At 72.4% G+C, this 17,699-nt stretch carries 12 protein-coding genes and 1 pseudogene; all 13 read left to right on the top strand.

The genetic code is table 11. The features are described from left to right. Positions 1–34 precede the first annotated feature (34 nt). The 13 genes and pseudogenes from rsmH to ABGA98_RS28875 all read left to right on the top strand — a co-directional run bounded on the left by rsmH (position 35) and on the right by ABGA98_RS28875 (position 17,649). Positions 35–1,000: a 16S rRNA (cytosine(1402)-N(4))-methyltransferase RsmH gene (gene rsmH, locus ABGA98_RS28935; RefSeq protein ID WP_347621557.1), complete on the top strand. Its 966-nt coding sequence runs from the start codon at positions 35–37 to the stop codon at positions 998–1,000. Continuing rightward, complete coding sequence (locus ABGA98_RS28930) at positions 990–1,523, top strand: hypothetical protein (protein WP_347621556.1); 534 nt, start codon at positions 990–992, stop codon at positions 1,521–1,523. Before rsmH ends, ABGA98_RS28930 begins: the two co-directional genes overlap by 11 nt. Then, entirely contained in the window at positions 1,520–4,342 is a 2,823-nt protein-coding gene (locus ABGA98_RS28925; protein WP_347621555.1) for a penicillin-binding transpeptidase domain-containing protein, read from the top strand. Before ABGA98_RS28930 ends, ABGA98_RS28925 begins: the two co-directional genes overlap by 4 nt. A gap of 40 nt (positions 4,343–4,382) precedes the next feature. Next, on the top strand, positions 4,383–5,912 hold the full coding sequence (locus ABGA98_RS28920; RefSeq protein WP_347621554.1) for a UDP-N-acetylmuramoyl-L-alanyl-D-glutamate--2,6-diaminopimelate ligase: 1,530 nt from the start codon (positions 4,383–4,385) through the stop codon (positions 5,910–5,912). Further along, positions 5,912–7,141 (top strand): annotated as a pseudogene (murF, locus tag ABGA98_RS28915) (UDP-N-acetylmuramoyl-tripeptide--D-alanyl-D-alanine ligase); the annotation flags it as partial. The gene ABGA98_RS28920 and the pseudogene murF, both read left to right, overlap by 1 nt. A gap of 932 nt (positions 7,142–8,073) precedes the next feature. Further along, a complete protein-coding gene (gene mraY / locus ABGA98_RS28910) occupies positions 8,074–9,129 on the top strand; it encodes a phospho-N-acetylmuramoyl-pentapeptide-transferase (RefSeq protein WP_347621553.1) in 1,056 nt (351 codons plus the stop codon). Next, a complete protein-coding gene (gene murD, locus ABGA98_RS28905; RefSeq protein ID WP_347621552.1) occupies positions 9,129–10,505 on the top strand; it encodes a UDP-N-acetylmuramoyl-L-alanine--D-glutamate ligase in 1,377 nt (458 codons plus the stop codon). The genes mraY and murD overlap by 1 nt, the downstream gene beginning before the upstream one ends. Continuing rightward, positions 10,489–11,748 (top strand): putative lipid II flippase FtsW, encoded by a 1,260-nt coding sequence (gene ftsW, locus ABGA98_RS28900; protein ID WP_347621551.1) that lies wholly within the window; start codon positions 10,489–10,491, stop codon positions 11,746–11,748. The genes murD and ftsW overlap by 17 nt, the downstream gene beginning before the upstream one ends. 12 nt (positions 11,749–11,760) lie before the next feature. After that, on the top strand, positions 11,761–12,840 hold the full coding sequence (gene murG, locus ABGA98_RS28895) for an undecaprenyldiphospho-muramoylpentapeptide beta-N-acetylglucosaminyltransferase (protein WP_347621550.1): 1,080 nt from the start codon (positions 11,761–11,763) through the stop codon (positions 12,838–12,840). Then, positions 12,837–14,234, top strand: a complete 1,398-nt coding sequence (gene murC, locus ABGA98_RS28890; protein WP_347621549.1) for a UDP-N-acetylmuramate--L-alanine ligase — start codon at positions 12,837–12,839, stop codon at positions 14,232–14,234. Before murG ends, murC begins: the two co-directional genes overlap by 4 nt. A 76-nt stretch (positions 14,235–14,310) precedes the next feature. Next, positions 14,311–14,979, top strand: a complete 669-nt coding sequence (locus ABGA98_RS28885) for an FtsQ-type POTRA domain-containing protein (protein WP_347621548.1) — start codon at positions 14,311–14,313, stop codon at positions 14,977–14,979. Positions 14,980–15,315: 336 nt separating this feature from the next. Then, positions 15,316–16,860 (top strand): cell division protein FtsZ, encoded by a 1,545-nt coding sequence (ftsZ, locus tag ABGA98_RS28880; protein WP_347621547.1) that lies wholly within the window; start codon positions 15,316–15,318, stop codon positions 16,858–16,860. A gap of 96 nt (positions 16,861–16,956) precedes the next feature. Further along, a complete protein-coding gene (locus tag ABGA98_RS28875) occupies positions 16,957–17,649 on the top strand; it encodes a YggS family pyridoxal phosphate-dependent enzyme (RefSeq protein ID WP_347621546.1) in 693 nt (230 codons plus the stop codon). Positions 17,650–17,699: the final 50 nt, after the last annotated feature.

Raw genomic sequence — 17,699 nt, 5'->3', positions numbered from 1 at the left:
CATCCGCGAGCAGGACGCGAGAGGGGGGTTGGAGATGCAGAACGACGTCGGCACGGACGGTCACGTTCCGGTGATGCTCGAGCGCGTTCTGGAACTGCTCGGTCCCGCGCTGTCCGGTCCAGCGCCGGTGGTCGTCGACGCCAACCTCGGCCTCGGCGGGCACTCGGAGGCCCTGCTCGCGCGCTTTCCCTCCCTTCATCTGATCGGGATCGACCGCGACCCTTTCGCGATCGAACACTCGACCCGCAGGCTGAGCCCCTATGCCGACAGGACGACCCTGGTCCACGCGTCCTCCGCCGACCTGACCGAGGTGCTCGCCCGCGCGGGGCGCACCACGGTCCACGGGGCGCTGTTCGACCTGGGGGTCTCCTCGCCGCAGCTCGACGAGGCCGAGCGCGGGTTCGCCTACGCCTACGACGCGCCGCTCGACATGCGGATGGACACCGAGCAGGAGCTGACGGCGGAGCAGGTGGTCAACACCTACGCCGCGGACGAGCTGATCCGCATCCTGCGTGACTACGGCGAAGAACGATTCGCCCCGCGTGTCGCGGGCCTGATCATCAGAGAACGGGCCAAAGAGGCAATAACCTCAACCAAGCGGCTGGCGGAGATCATCCGAGCGGCGATCCCCGCCGCGACCCGGCGTACCGGGGGAAACCCCGCCAAGAGGACTTTCCAGGCGCTGCGCATCGAGGTGAACGCCGAGCTGTCCGCCCTGGAGGCGGCGCTCCCCGCGGCCCTCGACGCGCTGGCGCTCGGTGGGCGAGTCGTCGTGCTCTCCTACCACTCACTCGAGGACCGGCTCACCAAGCAGGCCCTCGCGGCGCGAACCAAGGACACCAGCCCGCCAGGGCTGCCGGTCCCGCTGCCGGCGCACCAGCCGAGGTTCCGCCTGCTGACGAGGGGAGCAGAGCTCCCAAGCGAAGAAGAGCTCGCCCGCAACCCGCGGGCGGCCTCGGCCCGGCTACGGGCGGCAGAGAGGATCCGTGTTGACGACTGAGCAGGAGTTCGGCCGGGGTGCGCCCGTCCGCCGCGCCGTGCCCAAGACGGGCACGCGCCGGTCCGGAGCGCAGCACCAGTCCAAGCCGCGGCCCCGTCCTGACGCACGCCCCCACGTCCGAGGCGCGGGGGCGGTCACCGGCCGCGCGCGTCCCGAGGCCAAGCGGCTCCCCGACGGCGCCCGCGCCGAGACCGGCCGCCCCGTGCCGCGACGCCGGCCCGCGCGCCGGCAGCGCGCGCCGTTCGTGCTGCTCGTGGTCGGGCTGCTCTGCGGCGGCCTGGTGAGCCTGCTGCTGCTCAACACCATGCTGGCCAAGGACGCGATCACCGACGCCAACCTGCGCGAGGAGATCGCCGTGGCCCGCCAGGAGAACGAGAAGATCGACCAGGAATACCAGCGCAAGACGCAGCCCAACGTCATCGCCGAGATGGCCGAGAAGCAGGGCCACCAGCCCGACTGGGATGACGTCAACGCCTGGACCAGCGCGGGAGATCGAGCCAGCCGGGTGGACAGGGAACGGTGAGGGACTCCAGCGGCAGGGGGCAGGGACCCGGCCGCGGCGCTGGCGGCGCCGGCTCTCAAGGAGGGCCAGGCGCCGCTCGTCGTACGCCGGGAGGGCCGGGACGGGCAGGACGGCAGGGCGGCTCCCCCCGTTCCGAGGGCACGGGCCGCCCGGCCCCACCGGACGAGCCGCCCCGCCGGCCACGCAAGCCCGACCCGTTCGACCTGCCGTTCGGGCGTGACGACGCGACCAGGGAGCGCCCGCCGCAGGAGCCCGGCTCCCCGCGCGAGCGCCGCCCCGGCGACTCCGGCCGTGACCCCGGACGCGGCTCCGGACGCGGCTCCGGCCGTGACTCCGGCCGTGACTCCGGCCGTGACTCCGGCCGTGACTCCGGCCGGGGTCGCGCGGGCGACGCCGGCGCGCGCCGGCGGCCTCGGGACGAGAGCGACCCGCCGAGGAGCCGCACGTCACGCGACGGCGACGGCTCGAGGGGTCGCGTTCCCCGCGGCGGCGGGGGCGACGCTCCGAGAGGGCGGGCGCCTCAAGGGCGTGAGGAGAACGATCGGCTCCGCGGCCGGGCCGCGCAGAGTCGCGACGAAGGGCCCAGGCGGCGTCCCCTCCCAGGCCGGGACGAGGGGGAACGTCCCCGCGGCCGGGCCACGCCGGGTCGTGACGAGGAGCGTTCCCGGGGGCGTGCCACGCCGGGTCGTGACGAGGGGGAGCGTTCCCGAGGGCGTCCCGCGCAGGGGCGTGACGAGGGGGAGCGTTCCCGAGGGCGTCCCGCGCAGGGGCGTGATGCCGCGGACCGGCTCAGAGGGCGCGACGAGCGCTCGCGCGGCCGGGGCGACCGGCGGGAGGCGCCCGACGCGGCGCAGCGTCCGCGCCGTGACGGGGCCCGGCCGGACGCCGGCGATCCCCGGCGCACCAGCCGGCAGGAGGACGGGCCGCTGCGCCGTCCCCAGGCGGGAGGAGCCAGGGCCGGTGGCTCCGGGCCGGAGCAGGCGCGGGGCGGCCGCGAGCGGGTGGCGGCGCGCCGCGGCGGAGACGCGCCGCCACCCAGAGGGCCGCGCCGTCCCCCCACGCCGCCGCGCCCGCCCAGGCCGCCGCTGATGTTGCGGCTGGGCAGCCCGCGCAGGCGCATCAACATCGGCCTGATCGGCATGACGTTCGTGTTGTCGATCTTCGCCGGGCGGCTGATCCAGATGCAGGGGCTCGACACCAAGGTGTACACCGCCGCGGCGGCCGTCCAGCGCCAGCACACCGAGGACATCCCCGCGAAGCGGGGCTCGATCACCGACGTCAACGGCCACGAGCTGGCCGTGACCGTCGAAGCGCGCGACGTGTCGATCGACCCGACCAAGGTGCCGGCCGCCGCGCGCGCCAACGTGGCCGCCGTCCTGGCCAGGCATCTGGGCAAGGACCAGCAGGACATCGCCGCCAAGCTGGCCAGGACCGACACCCGCTACCAGCTCCTGGCCAGGGGCGTCGACCCTGTCGTGGCCAGCCGCCTGCTGCAGGCGAGCGTGCCCGGGCTGTCGGCGATGAACACCTACCGCCGGCTCTACCCGGCGGGTGATCTGGCGGGCAGTCTCATTGGGTTCGTGGGCGACGAGGGTGACGGCCTGGGCGGCATGGAGCAGGCGAGAAACTCGCTGCTGGCCGGCCGCGACGGCGAGATGCGCGTCGAGACCGGCCGTGACGGCCTGCGCATCCCCATGACCAGCAGTCAGCGCACCGCCCCCGTGAACGGCCGTGACGTGCGGCTCACCATCGACCGCGACATCCAGTGGGCCGCCCAGAAGTCGATCGGCGAGCAGGTCCGCGAGTCGGGTGCCGACAGCGGCACCGTGATCGTGATGGACGTGCGGACCGCCCAGATCATCGCCATGGCCAACTCTCCCGAGCTCGACCTGAACAACTGGCGCAAGGAACCGGCGAGCAGCTACGTCAACAAGGCCGCCGCCGACGTCTTCGAACCGGGCAGCACCAACAAGGTGATCACAGCCGCCGCCGCGCTGGAGGCGGGGGTGGTCGGGCCCGACACGGTGTTCGAGGTGCCTGACCGGATCCGGTGCGCCGACCAGGTCCTGCGCGACGCCCACACGCACAAGACGGAGTCGATGACGTTCCGCCAGGCCATGGCGCAGTCCAGCAACGTGGCCACGATCATGGCCGCGCGCAAGGTCGGCAGCGAGGGCCTGCACGAGATGCTCAAGGCGTTCGGGTTCGGCACGCGGCCGGGTGGCGGCGTGCCCGGCGCCGAGGCCGGCCTGCTGCCCGACTACAAGAAGTGGTCCGGCAGCCAGAGCTGCACGGTCGCCTACGGGCAGGGCGTGTCGGTGACCGCGCTGCAGACGGCCAGCGTCTACCAGACCATCGCCAACGGCGGCGTCAAGATCGAACCGCAGATCGTCGCGGGCACGACGGACCCGTCGGGGAGGTTCGTCCCCGCTCCTGCCGGTAAGCGGACCAGGGTGGTGAGCCAGACGACGGCGAAGGAGATCACGGCCATGCTGGAGGGCGCGGTGGGCGAGGAGGGCACCGGGCAGCTCGCGGCCATCCCCGGCTATCGGGTGGCGGGCAAGACGGGCACGGCGAACCGCTATGATGCCGAGCTCGGCCGTTATGACGGTTATACGGCCTCGTTCGTGGGGTTCAGCCCCGCGGACAACCCCCGGCTCGTGGTGCTTTCCGTCCTGCAGAACCCGAAGAACGGCCATTTCGGCGGGCAGCTGGCGGCCCCCGTGTTCAAGGATGTGATGACGTTCGCCATCAAGAGCAGGAAGATTCCTCCCACAGGCTCCGCCGCGCCGCCGGTGCGGACGCGCGCGGGACAGTGACCAGGGAAGGTACGCTCTCGCCGTGCGTCCCCCGTCGTCTATGCGTCCCACGACCAGCCCGCCTCGCCCGCTGAGCGGGCTCGCGACCATGATCGACGCCGATTCCGGCACGTCACGGTCGCCCCATGCCGCTCTGACCGGCGTCACCATCGACTCGCGCGCCGTCCGGCGGGGAGATCTCTACGTCGCGCTGTCCGGCAGCCGCGTGCACGGCGCCGACTTCGCCGCCCAGGCGATGGCGAGCGGTGCCGTCGCGGTGCTCACCGACCGGGCCGGCCGCGACGCGGCCGTCGCGACGGGGCTGCCCGTGCTGGTCGTGCCCGACCCGCGCGCCCTGCTGGGGCAGATCTCCTCCTGGGTGTACGGCCAGCCGGCCCACGACGTCCAGATCCTCGGCGTCACCGGCACCAGCGGCAAGTCCACCACCACGTTCATGCTGGAGGCCGGCCTGCGGGCGGCCGGGCACACGGCCGGCCTGGTGGGCGGCGTCGAGATCCACGTGGGCGATGAGCGCTTCGAGCCCACGCTCACCACGCCGGAGGCCTGCGATCTGCACGGCCTGTTCGCCCTGATGCGCGAAGAGGGCGTCGGCGCGGCCGTGATGGAGGTCTCCAGCCACGCGCTCGCGCTCGGCCGGGTCGACGGCATTTTCTACGACGTGGCCCTGTTCACCAACCTCTCGCAGGACCACCTCGACTTCCACAAGGACTTCGACGACTACTTCGCGACCAAGGCGCGGCTGTTCCAGCCCGAGTTGAGCCGTGCCGGGGTGACCAACATCGACGACCGCTACGGGCGTGAGCTGATCGGCCTGGCGAAGGTGCCGATGACCACGTTCTCCGCGGAGGGCGATCCGGAGGCCGAGTGGCGGGTGCTGGACGCCAGGCTCGGCGCCGACGGCAGCGCGTTCCGGGTGGTGGGCCCGGGCGGGGTCGAGGCGGACGCGCAGATCGCGCTCCCCGGTCCGTTCAACGTGTCCAACGCGCTCGGTGCCATCGTGACCCTGGTCGAGGCCGGGGTGCCGCTGCAGACGGCCGTGCACGGCGTCGGATCCCTGACCGGAGTCCCCGGGCGCATGCAGCGCATCACGGGCTCTGACGACCCGTTCCAGGCGGTCGTGGACTATTCCCACAAGCCGGGCGCCGTGGAGTCGGTGCTGCGCTCGTTGCGGTCGGTCACAGCGGGCGCCCTGACGATCGTGCTCGGCTGTGGCGGTGACCGCGACAAGGGCAAACGCGCCATCATGGGGGAAATCTCCGCCCAGCTGGCAGATGTCGCTATTTTTACGAACGATAATCCTCGCTCGGAGGATCCGCTCTCCATCCTCGCGACAATGATGGAGGGAGCGCTCCGCGTTCCGCGGCACGACCGCGCTCATGTGATCATTGAGCCCGACCGCGCGGCCGCCATCGGCCTGGCGATCGCCAGAGCCGGGCGCGGCGACGTGATCGTCGTGGCCGGCAAGGGCCACGAGCAGGGCCAGTACGTTTCAGGCGAGGTGATCCCCTTCGACGACCGCGAAGTGGTCGCCGAAGCGATCGACGCACGCAAGGAAAGCAGGAAGCACTAATGATCCCGTTGCCTCTGGCCAGGATCGCCGAGATAACCTCGGGCGCCCTGTCGGGCATGGCCGATCCCCGCGCCGTGGTGCGCGGGCCCGTCGTGATCGACTCGCGGGCCGTAGAACCGGGATCCCTGTTCGTCGCCTTCAAGGGCGCGCGGGTCGACGGTCACGACTACGCCGCGCAGGCGATCAGGGCAGGAGCGGTCGCCGTCCTGGCCACCAGGCCCGTCGACGCGCCCGCGGTGATCGTCCCGGACGCCGCCGCCGCACTGGCCGCGCTGGCCGCCGCGCAGGTCCGCGCGCTGCCCCAGGTCACCGTCATCGGCGTGACCGGCTCGGCGGGCAAAACCGGCACCAAAGACCTGCTGGCCAGGCTCACCGGTCGCATCGGGCCCGCCATCGCCCCCGTCGGCAGCTTCAACAACGAGCTCGGCCACCCGCTCACCGTGCTTCGGGCCGACGCCGACACCCGGTTCATGGTCCTCGAACTGGCCGCCAGGAACATCGGACACATCAAAGACCTGACCCGCATCGCGCCGCCGCAGATCGGCGTGGTGCTCAACGTCGGCACGGCGCACCTGGGCGTGTTCGGTGGCAAGGAGGCCATCGCCAAGGCCAAGGGCGAACTCGTCGAGGCGCTGCCGCGCACCGGAGTGGCCGTGCTCAACGCCGACGACCCGCTGGTCCGCGCGATGGCCACGCGCACCGACGCCCGGGTCACGTACTTCGGCCGGGGCGAGTCCGCGGCCATCAGGGCGGAGGGCGTCGTGCTCGACGCCCGCGGGCGCGCGTCCTTCACGCTGCGCACTCCGTCAGGCAGCGCGCACGTGTCGCTCAAGCTGTACGGCGCGCACGCGGTCGAGAACGCCCTCGCCGCGGCCGCGGCCGGATACGAGCTCGGGCTGCCCGTCGCCACCATCGCCGCCGAGCTGTCCGAGGCGACGCCGCGCAGCCGGTGGCGGATGGAGGTCAACGACAGGCCCGACGGGGTGACGGTCGTCAACGACGCGTACAACGCCAATCCCGACTCGATGCGGGCGGCGTTCGAGGCGTTCGAGGTGCTGGGGCGCGGGCGGCGGCGGTTCGCCGTCATCGCGGCGCTGCGGGAGCTCGGTGACGACGGGCCGGCGCTCAACGCCGAACTCGGCCGGCTGGCCGGCGGCGCGGGGCTGGCCGGGCTGATCGTGGCGGGCCCTGACGCGGAGCCGGTCCTCCAGGGCGCCCACACGGCCGCCCAAGCCGCCACGACAGCCCGCGCCCTGCCCCCGCCCTCCGGCCCGCAAAATGTTGGTCCGCAGGGTGCCGGTGGCCCCGGTCCAGGCCCGCAGGGCGTGGCCCCCCAGGCCGCTGGTCCGCAGGGCGCCGGCGGGCCGGTCACCGGCCCGCGGCCCGTGAGGCCTCAGAGCGTCGGTCCTATCACGTTCCCCCAGATGGCCGCCGGTCCGGTCGTCGGTCCCCAGACGGCCGGACCGGCCGGGCCGCCGGTCTCAGGGCCTCACGCGCCCGCCGGCCCCTTCCCGGTGGCCGCGCCGGGTCCCCTTCCTCACGGGCCCGCCGGGTCTCCGCCGGGCGGCGCCCACCCCGCCGGCGCCCACCAGGACCGGCAGGGACCCGCCCAGGACGCCCCCGCGGGAGCGCCGGGCCGTCCGGCCCCCGGCCAGGGCGCCCCCCAGAACCGGCAGGCTCCGGGGCAAGGTGAGCCCTCACAAGGTTGGCAGGCTCCCGGACAGGGAGAGGCCGCGCAGGAGCGGCAGGGCGGTGGCGCGGTCCAGCCCGCATGGCAGGCGCCCGCGCACGGCGTCCCGGCACACGGATGGCACGGGTCCGGAGCGCCCGGAGCGGGGCAGGCGCCTGTCCCGCCATCGGGCGGGCACTCCGCCGAGGGTGCCCCGGCGGCCGGTCCCCCCTCAGGCGGTCCACCGGCGGCCCCCGCGGCCGGTGTCCCCGCCGGCGCTCCTCCGGCCGTCCCGGGCGCACCGGCCGGGGGCCCGGGAGGTGACGGGGCATGCCCGCAGCACGTGACGCGGATCGTGCACGTGCCCGACGCCGAGGCGGCCGCCGCCGAGCTGGCGGGGTGGCTGCGGCAGGGTGACGCGGTGCTGATCAAGGGGCCCAGGGCGATGGGTCTGGAGCGGACGGCCGAGCTCGTGCTCGGAGGTGCCCCCCAGTGACCAACATCATCGTCGCCGGTGCGGTGGGCCTGATCCTCTCGATGCTGGGCACCCCGCTGGCGATCCGGCTGTTCTCGCGGCGCGGTTACGGCCAGGAGGTCCGCGAGGAAGGCCCGTCCGGCCACCACAGCAAGCGAGGCACCCCCACCATGGGCGGCACCGTGATCGTGCTGGCCGCCCTGCTCGCGTACGGCGCGTCGCACCTGGCGATGCTCTCGACGCCCACCGTGTCGGGCATGCTGGTGCTGTTCCTGATGACAGGGCTCGGCGCGGTCGGGTTCCTCGACGACTTCATCAAGATCTACAAGCAGCGCAGCCTGGGCCTGCGCAGCGGCGCGAAGGCCCTCGGCCAGCTCATCGTCGGCGCCGTCTTCGCGTTCCTGGTCGTACGCCACCCGAACGTCTACGGCATCACCCCCGCCGAGACCAGGGTGTCGTTCCTGCGGGACATCGGCCCGTCGATCGGCATCGTCGGCTTCACCATCTGGGTGCTCATCATGATCGTCGGGTTCTCCAACGCGGTGAACCTCACCGACGGTCTCGACGGCCTGGCCAGCGGCGCGACCGGGGTGGTCCTCGGCGCGTACGTGCTGATCGGCAACTGGCAGCTGCGCAACAACTGCATCGACCAGCTCGGCCCCAACTGCTACTGGGTACGAGATCCGCTCGACCTGGCCGTGGTGGCCGCCGCCGTGCTCGGGGCGCTCATCGGCTTCCTGTGGTGGAACGCCCCGCCCGCCCGGATCTTCATGGGCGACACCGGCTCCCTGGCCCTGGGCGGCGTGCTGGCCGGGCTGGCCATCGCCACCCGTACCCAGCTGCTGCTGATCATTCTCGCCGGCCTGTGCGTGATCATCACGCTGTCGGTGATCATCCAGGTCGGTTCCTTCAAGATGACCGGTAAGCGGGTGTTCAGGATGGCGCCGCTGCAACACCACTTCGAGCTGAAAGGCTGGGCGGAGACCACGATCGTGGTCCGGTTCTGGCTGATCGCGATGCTCTGCGCGGCGCTCGGTCTCGGGCTCTTCTACGTCGAATGGATGCCCAGGTGATGAGTCTCACCTGTGTCGCCGGGCTCGGCGTCTCCGGCACGGCCGTGGCCCGGGTGCTGGCCGGTCGCGGCGAGCGGGTCGTGGTCGTGGAGGCGGCTGAGGGGGAGCGGCAGCTCGCCGCGGCGGCCGAACTGGCCCGGCTCGGCGTCGAGACCCGGTTCGGGGAGATGGTGTTGCCCGAGGGGGTCACCCGGCTCGTCACCACGGGCTGGGCGCCGCACCACCCGCTGGTCGCCGCCGCGCTCGCTGCCGGGGTCGAGGTCGTGGGGGAGGTGGAGCTGGCCTGGCGGCTGCGCCCAGCGCAGGCGGCCCCGTGGCTGGCGCTGACCGGCACCAACGGCAAGACCACGGCGGTGCGCATGCTCACCTCGATCCTGCTCGCGGCCGGGCAGAAGGCCGTGGCGGTCGGGAACGTGGGCGTCCCCGTCGTGCGCGCGGTCGCCGAGCCGTACGACGTGCTGGCCGTCGAGTTGTCCAGCTTCCAGCTCCACTGGTCGGGCACGCTGGCCCCGCACGCCGCCGCCGTGCTCAACGTGGCCCCCGACCACATCGACTGGCACGGCTCCTTGGAGGAGTACACCGCGGCCAAGGGCCGTGTCTACGAACGCGCCGGCACCGTGATCTACAACGCCGACGATCCCGAGGCGACCAGGCTGGCCGCGCCCTATCCCGGGGCGGTCGGGTTCACCCTGCGGGTGCCCAGGCGGGGCGAGATCGGCGTGGTCGAGGATCTGCTGGTGGACCGGGCGTTCGTCGCCGACCCGGTGGAGGGCGCGGAGGAGCTGGCCACGCTGGACGACGTACGGCCCTTCGCGCCGCACAACGTCGCCAACGCGCTGGCCGCCGCCGCACTGGCGCGTTCGCTCGGCGTGCCGTCCGAGGCCGTGGCCAGGGGCCTGCGCGACTTCGTGCCCGATCCGCACCGGCTGTCACACGTGGACAGGATCGGCGAGGTCGACTACATCGACGACTCCAAGGCGACCAACCCGCACGCGGCCGCGGCGGCGCTGGCGTCGTACTCGTCGATCGTGTGGGTGGCCGGCGGGCAGCTCAAGGGCGCCGACGTCGACGACCTGGTGCGTCAGGCGGCTCCACGGCTGCGCGGCGCGGTGCTGCTGGGCGCCGACCGGGTCACGATCGCCGAAGCCATCGCGCGACACGCCCCGGATGTCCCCGTAGTGGACATCGCCGATCGCGACACTGGGGTGATGGAAAGAGTCGTCACCGAAGCCGCGCGGCTGGCCTCGCCAGGGGACACCGTGCTGCTCTCCCCGGCGGGGGCCTCCCTTGACATGTTCGCCGGTTATCCAGCGCGGGGGGAGGCCTTCGCGCGTGCCGTGCGCGAGCTGAGGCTGCGACGTGAGCGCGACCGCTGAGGAGGGGCCCGGCAACTGGGCCCGCGAGCAGCTCGGCTCGCTGAAGGAACTGCTCGACAAGCCGCTCACCACCTACTACCTGATCATCATGTGCAGCGCGCTGCTGCTGGCGCTCGGGTTGATGATGGTGTTGTCGGCGTCCAGCATCGAGGCGCTGCAGAAGACCGGCAGCCCGTTCTCGTGGTTCATCAAGCAGTCGTTGTCGGCCGCGCTGGGCGTACCGGTGATGTGGGCCTGCTCGCGGCTGCCGACGAAGTTCTTCCGCTGGGCGGGCTACCCCCTGATGGCGCTGTCCATCCTGGCGCTGGTCATGGTGCTGTTCATCGGCTCGTCGGAGCTGGGCGCGCAGCGGTGGATCTACATCGGCCCGTTCACCCTCCAGCCGTCCGAGCCCGCCAAGCTCGGGCTCGCGTTGTGGGGGGCCGACCTGCTGGCCCGGCGGGCGCGGCAGGGCACGATCGAGTGGCGGCAGATGCTGATCCCGCTCATGCCCGGCACCGCGATCCTGGCCGTCATGGTCATGCTGGGCAGCGACCTGGGCACCACGCTCGTGCTCTTCATGATCTTCCTGGCGTTGTTGTGGGTGGTGGGGGCGCCGGTCAAGTTGTTCGGGGGCATCCTGTCGCTGGCGGTGCTGGCCGCCCTCATCATGATCAAGGTGGAACCTTACCGGATGGCGCGCATCAGCTCCTTCCTCGACCCGTGGGCCGACGCGCAGGGCGCCGGATACCAGGCCGTCCAGGGGCAGATCGCGATGGGCTCCGGCGGCTGGTTCGGGCTCGGCCTGGGCAGCAGCCGGCAGAAGTGGAGCTGGCTGCCGCACGGCGAGAGCGACTTCATCTTCGCCATCCTGGGCGAGGAGCTGGGGCTGATGGGCACGCTCATGGTGGTGGCGCTGTTCGGGCTGCTCGGCTACGCCGGGCTGCGGGTGGCCGTGCGGGTCAACGACTCCTTCATCAGGCTGGCCGCCGCCGCCATGGTGGCCTGGATCGTCGGCCAGGCCACCGTCAACATGGGTGCCGTGCTCGGCGTGCTGCCGATCACCGGCATCCCCCTGCCCCTGGTCTCGTACGGCGGATCGTCGCTGCTGCCCACGCTCGCCGCGCTCGGCATGCTGCTGTCGTTCGCCAAGCGCGAGCCCGGCGCGCGTGAGGCCCTGGCGGCTCGTGGCCCCGGGCCCGCCGCCCGGGCCCTAAGCTGGCTGGGCCTGGGAGCTACGACCAAAGGCCGAGTGACACGTTAGGGAGTGACCGAGATGAGGGTGGTCCTCGCCGGTGGGGGGACAGCCGGGCACATCGAGCCCGCGCTAGCCCTTGCGGACGCGCTGCGCCATCTTGACCGCAGCGCCGGCATCACCTGCGTGGGCACGGATCGCGGTTTGGAGACGCGGCTCGTGCCCGCCAGGGGCTACGATCTTGAGCTGGTGCCGGCCGTGCCCCTGCCCAGGTCGATCACTCCGAGCCTGCTGACGGTTCCCGGCAGGCTGGCCGGTGCGATCAACGCCACGGCCGCCATACTCGACCGGGTCGGGGCCGACATCCTCGTCGGTTTCGGCGGCTACGTGGCGACCCCCGCCTATCTGGCGGCCAAGCGGCGCGGCCTGCCGATCGTCGTGCACGAGGCCAATCCACGCCCCGGCCTGGCCAACCGGCTGGGCGCCAGGCTGACCGACCACGTGTTCACCGGCTTTCCCGAAGCCCAGCTGCTGCCCAAGGCCGAATACATCGGCACGCCGCTGCGGCGCGACATCGTCAACCTCGACCGGCTGTCCATGGGCGACAAGGCGCGCTCCTGGTTCGGGCTGGAGAACGACCGGCCGACGCTGCTGGTGTTCGGCGGATCGCAGGGGGCGAGGTCGGTCAACGACGCGGCGCTCGCCGCGGCGCCCGCCCTGCGCCGGGCCGGCGTGCAGGTGCTCCACGTGCTCGGCCCGGCGAACACCGTCGAGCACGAGCCGCCGCCCGGCGATCCGCAGTACGTGCTGCTGCCCTACCTCGACCGCATGGACCTGGCCTACGCCGCCGCCGACGTGGCGCTGTGCCGCAGTGGCGCGCTGACGTGCGCGGAGCTGACCGCGGTCGGGCTGCCCGCCGCCTACGTGCCGCTGCCGTACGGCAACGGCGAGCAGCGCATGAACGCCGAGCGCATCGCCCGGGGCGGCGGCGGCATCCTGGTCGACGACGCGGGCCTGACCCCTGATTGGATCATCCAGAACGTGCTGCCGATGCTCCACGATCCCGAGCGGGTCGCCGTCATGTCGGAGGCCGCCTCCCGGCTGGGGCGCAAGGACGCCGATATCATGCTTGCCAGGAAAGTGTTGGAGATAGCCCGATGAGTCTCGTGAAGCTGGTCGATCCCGTCGCCGTCGATGATCTGGGGCGGGTGCACTTCATCGGCATCGGCGGCGCGGGCATGTCGGGCATCGCCCGCATCCTGCTCAAGCGGGGCGTCCGCGTGTCGGGCAGCGACGCGCGCAGCTCCGAGCTGATCACCGAGCTGCGCGAGCTGGGCGCGACGGTGCACATCGGGCACGCCGCCTCCCACATCAGAGACGTCGACACCGTGGTCGTCTCGACCGCCATCCGCGACTCCAACCCCGAGCTGGGTGAGGCGCTCAAGCAGGGGCTGCGGATCATCCCGCGGGCCGCCGCGCTGGCCAGCGTCATGGCCGGGCGCACCGCCGTGGCCATCGCGGGCACCCACGGCAAGACCACCACCACCTCGATGCTGACCGTGGCGCTGCAGAAGTGCGGGGCCGACCCGTCCTACTGCGTGGGCGGCCAGCTCGTCACCACCGGGCTCGGCGCCGACGACGGCCAGGGCACGGTGTTCGTGGCGGAGGCCGACGAGAGCGACGGCTCGTTCCTCATGCTCGCGCCCGACATCGCGGTGGTCACCAACGTCGAGGCCGACCACCTCGACAACTACGGCGACCCGCGGGCGGTGCACGACGGCTTCGCCAGGTTCGCCGACCGGGTCGGCTCGCTGCTCATCGTGTGCGCGGACGACCCGGGAGCGGCAGAGCTGGCCGGCCGGGCGCGCGAGCGGGGGTTGCGGGTCAAGACCTACGGCCTGCGGGGCGAGGACTACCGCGTCACCGGGGTCGCGCCCGACGGGTTCGGCACCGTGTTCGCCATCGAGGGCAAGGGCGACGTGCGGCTGGCCGTCCCCGGGGCGCACAACGCGCTCAACGCCGCCGCGGCGATCGCCGTGGCCGACGAGCTGGGGCTGCCGTTCGAGGAGATCAGGCAGGGTCTGGGGGCCTTCACCGGGGCCAAGCGGCGTTTCGAGGCCAAGGGCGAGGCCGGCGGCATCGCCGTGTTCGACAGCTACGCCCACCATCCGACCGAGCTGACCGCCGACCTGCGCGCCGCGCGCGACGTGGTCGCCTCCTACTCCGGCACCGGCCGGGTCATCGCGGTCTTCCAGCCGCACCTCTACTCGCGCACCCGCTTCTTCGCCGACGAGTTCGGCGCGGCGCTCGGGCTGGCCGACGAGGCCATCGTGCTCGACGTCTACGGCGCCCGCGAGGATCCCGAGCCCGGCGTGTCCGGGGCGATGGTGGCGGGCCGGGTGCCGCTGCCGGCCGAGCGGGTGGCGTACGCGCCCGACCGGGCGGCGGTGCCCGGGATGATCGCCGAGCGGGCCAGGCCCGGCGACATCGTGCTCACCATGGGCGCGGGCGACATCACCGAGCTCGGCCCGCAGATCGTCGCCCGCCTGTCTTGAGCCGCCGCCGTTGGGCGTGGCGCGCGGTGTTCATCCACCCGGCGGCGTAGGTTGTGCCGACATGCAGGGGAGGGCGATGAAGGCGCGGACGGCGTTCCTGGTGCTGCTGACGGCGGGAGTGGTGGGCACGGCGGCGTGGCTGGTGTTCTTCTCTCCCGTGCTGGGCGTGCGGTCGATCGAGATCGTGGGAAATGTCACAGTGCCCGGAGACGAGATCAAGCAGCGTGCCGGGGTGGCCGACCTCCACCCTCTCGCCACCGTCGACCTGGCGGGTGTCGAGAGCCGTGTCAGGGGCATCAGACGGCTCGCCGGGGCGAAGGCCGAACGCGTCTGGCCGGGCACGCTCAAGATCCAGGTCGTCGAGCGCAGGCCTGTGGCGGCCGTCCCCGTGGGCGACCAGGTGGCCATCGTCGACAAACAGGGCGTGGTGATCGAGGTCGCGACGACGGTGCCGGCCCTGCTGCCGCTGATCAAGGTGGATCGCCCCGCCGAGGGCGACCCGGCGCTGATGGCGGCGCTCCAGGTCATCCAGGTGGTGCCGGGGTCGGTGGCGGTCAGGGTCAAGGAGGTGCGCGCGGGCACGGCCGAGGGAGTCACCCTCGAGCTGTCCGACGGGCGCACCGTCATCTGGGGTGGCGCCGACCGGCCCAAGGAGAAGGGGCGCATCCTCACCTCGCTGCTCCGGCGCGAGCGCGATGCCACCCGCTACGACGTGAGCTCCCCGGACGTGGTGACGCTGAAGTGACGGTGATCGTCAGGGTCTGGCAACCGTGCGGCAAGAGCATCGCCGAGCCTGTGCGGGGTGGGGGGTACGACGTGAGAGCCTGTAGAGCGGACGTTCGGCAGAGGAGGGCCCCGACCAGGCGCGACTTCGGAGCGAAACGGACAGCCCGCGACACGCCGGACGTGCTTGCGGCGCGGTTAGTTGACCCGCCCGGAGCGTAACTCCTACTGTCCGTATCAATCCTCAGGTTGACATAAATCTAAATCTCAACTTGAGGTTGAGAGTTACCCGAACTGACTAAAAGCGGAGACGATCCGCACCGAAATGGCAAGTCAACGAGCGGAAAGGCCCCTCGTCGTGGCAGCACCGCAGAACTACCTCGCGGTCATCAAGGTCGTCGGCATCGGCGGCGGCGGAGTGAACGCCGTCAACCGGATGATCGAAGAGGGACTCAAGGGCGTCGAGTTCATCGCGATAAACACCGACGCCCAGGCGCTGCTGATGAGTGACGCCGATGTGAAACTCGACGTGGGCCGCGAGCTCACGCGCGGACTGGGTGCGGGCGCCAACCCCGACGTGGGGCGCAAGGCGGCCGAGGACCACCGTGAGGAGATCGAGGAGGTCCTCAAAGGGGCCGACATGGTCTTCGTCACGGCAGGTGAGGGCGGTGGCACGGGCACCGGCGGCGCGCCCGTCGTGGCCAACATCGCCAGGTCGCTCGGCGCGCTGACGATCGGCGTCGTGACCCGGCCGTTCAGCTTCGAGGGGCGGCGCAGGGCCTCGCAGGCCGAGGCCGGCATCGAGACGCTGCGCGACGAGGTCGACACCCTCATCGTGATCCCCAACGACCGGCTGCTGTCCATCTCGGACCGCCAGGTGAGCGTGCTCGACGCGTTCAAGGCGGCCGACCAGGTGCTGCTCTCCGGTGTGCAGGGCATCACCGATCTGATCACCACCCCCGGTCTGATCAACCTCGACTTCGCCGACGTCAAGTCGGTCATGTCGGGCGCCGGTTCGGCGCTCATGGGCATCGGCCACGCCCGCGGCGACGACCGCTCGGTGGCGGCGGCCGAGATGGCGGTCTCCAGCCCGCTGCTGGAGGCCAGCATCGACGGCGCCCACGGCGTGCTGCTGTCCATCGCGGGCGGCTCCGACCTGGGCCTGTTCGAGATCAACGAGGCCGCCCAGCTCGTGTCCATGGCGGCCGCGCCCGACGCCAACATCATCTTCGGCACGGTCATCGACGACGCCCTCGGCGACGAGGTGCGCGTGACGGTGATCGCGGCGGGGTTCGACGACGTGCCGACCGCGGCCGACAAGCCGGCCGCCCGTCCGGTGGGGCGTCCCGCCGCGCCGCCGGTCTCGTCTCCCGCCCGTCCGAGCGTCTCGGCGCCCAGCGTGAAGTCCGAGTCGCCTCCGGCACGCCCTGAGCCGCGCGCTGAGCAGCGTCCGGAGCCGCGCGGGGACTTCCGGGCCGAGCCGCGCGCCGATGTCCGTCCGGAGGCACGTCCAGAGCCGCGCGCCGACTTCCGACCTGAGCCGCGGCAGGAGCCGCGCGCGGAGTTCAGGCCCGAGCCGCGTACGGAGTTCAGGCCCGAGCCGCGCTCCGACTTCAGGGCCGAGCCGGCCCCGGAGCCGCGCCCCGAGTCCCGTCCGGAGTCTCGCCCCGAACCGGTGCGGCCTGTTGAGCCCGCGCAGGCCTCTGCGCAGACCTCCGGGCAGGACGCAGGCGAGGCCGTCGCTGACGAACCGTCCGGCCCCGTCTCCATCCCCCGGCCGACGCCGGAGCCCGCCAACCCGCCCACGCCCATCACCTCCCGCATGTCGGAGCCCGCCAAACGTCCGCGCGTGGTCTTCGAGGAGCAGGAGGAGGAGCTCGACGTCCCCGACTTCCTCAAATAGCTGGTCGCCTGACGCCGCTCCCCGAAGGGAAACGGGAGCGGCGCCGTCGTGTTCACGGCGGACGTGCCACAGGATCGGAAGCGAGAGGAAGAGGCAGTGAGAAGGGACGAGATCGCGGCCGGGCTCGCCGAGGTCGAGGCGCGCATCGGGGCGGCCTGCCAGGCCGTCGGGCGCGACCGCGGCGAGGTCACGCTGATCGCCGTCACCAAGACCAGGCCCGCCGGTGACGTACGCATCCTGTGCGAGCTGGGCGTACGCGACGTCGGGGAGAACCGCGACCAGGAGGCCGCCCCCAAGGCGCGCGAGCTCGCCGATCTGCCGCTGACATGGCACTTCGTGGGCCAGCTCCAGACCAACAAGGTCCGCTCCGTCGTCGGGTACGCCGACGTGATCCACTCCGTCGACCGCCTCAGGCTGGTGGAGGCGATCGGCAAGGAGGCGGTGCGCCAGGGCCGCACCATCGGCTGCCTGCTCCAGGTCGCGCTCGACGACGACCCGGCCAGAGGCGGCGCGCGCCCCGGCGACGTGCTCGCGCTCGCCGACGAGGTGGCGCTCGCCGAGGGCGTGTGGCTGGGCGGCGTCATGGCGGTGGCCCCGCTGGGGGAGGAGCCGGCCAAGGCGTTCGCCCGGTTGCGGGAAGTGGCGACCCGCGTACAGGAGCAGCATCCCCGGGCGACGATGGTTTCGGCCGGTATGAGCGAAGATCTCACCGAGGCCGTCGCCTACGGTGCGACACACCTGCGGATCGGTACGGCGTTGCTCGGTCGTCGCAGGCCCTTCGTCAGGTAATGTCCCCTCAAGTGGGTCTTCAGGTCCATGACCGAGTAGAGGTCGATCAG

This window comes from Nonomuraea sp. B1E8, assembly GCF_039871515.1.
Classification (GTDB): domain Bacteria; phylum Actinomycetota; class Actinomycetes; order Streptosporangiales; family Streptosporangiaceae; genus Nonomuraea.
Note: the sequence above shows the minus strand (reverse complement) of the source record. Positions and strands in the feature narration are given on the sequence as shown.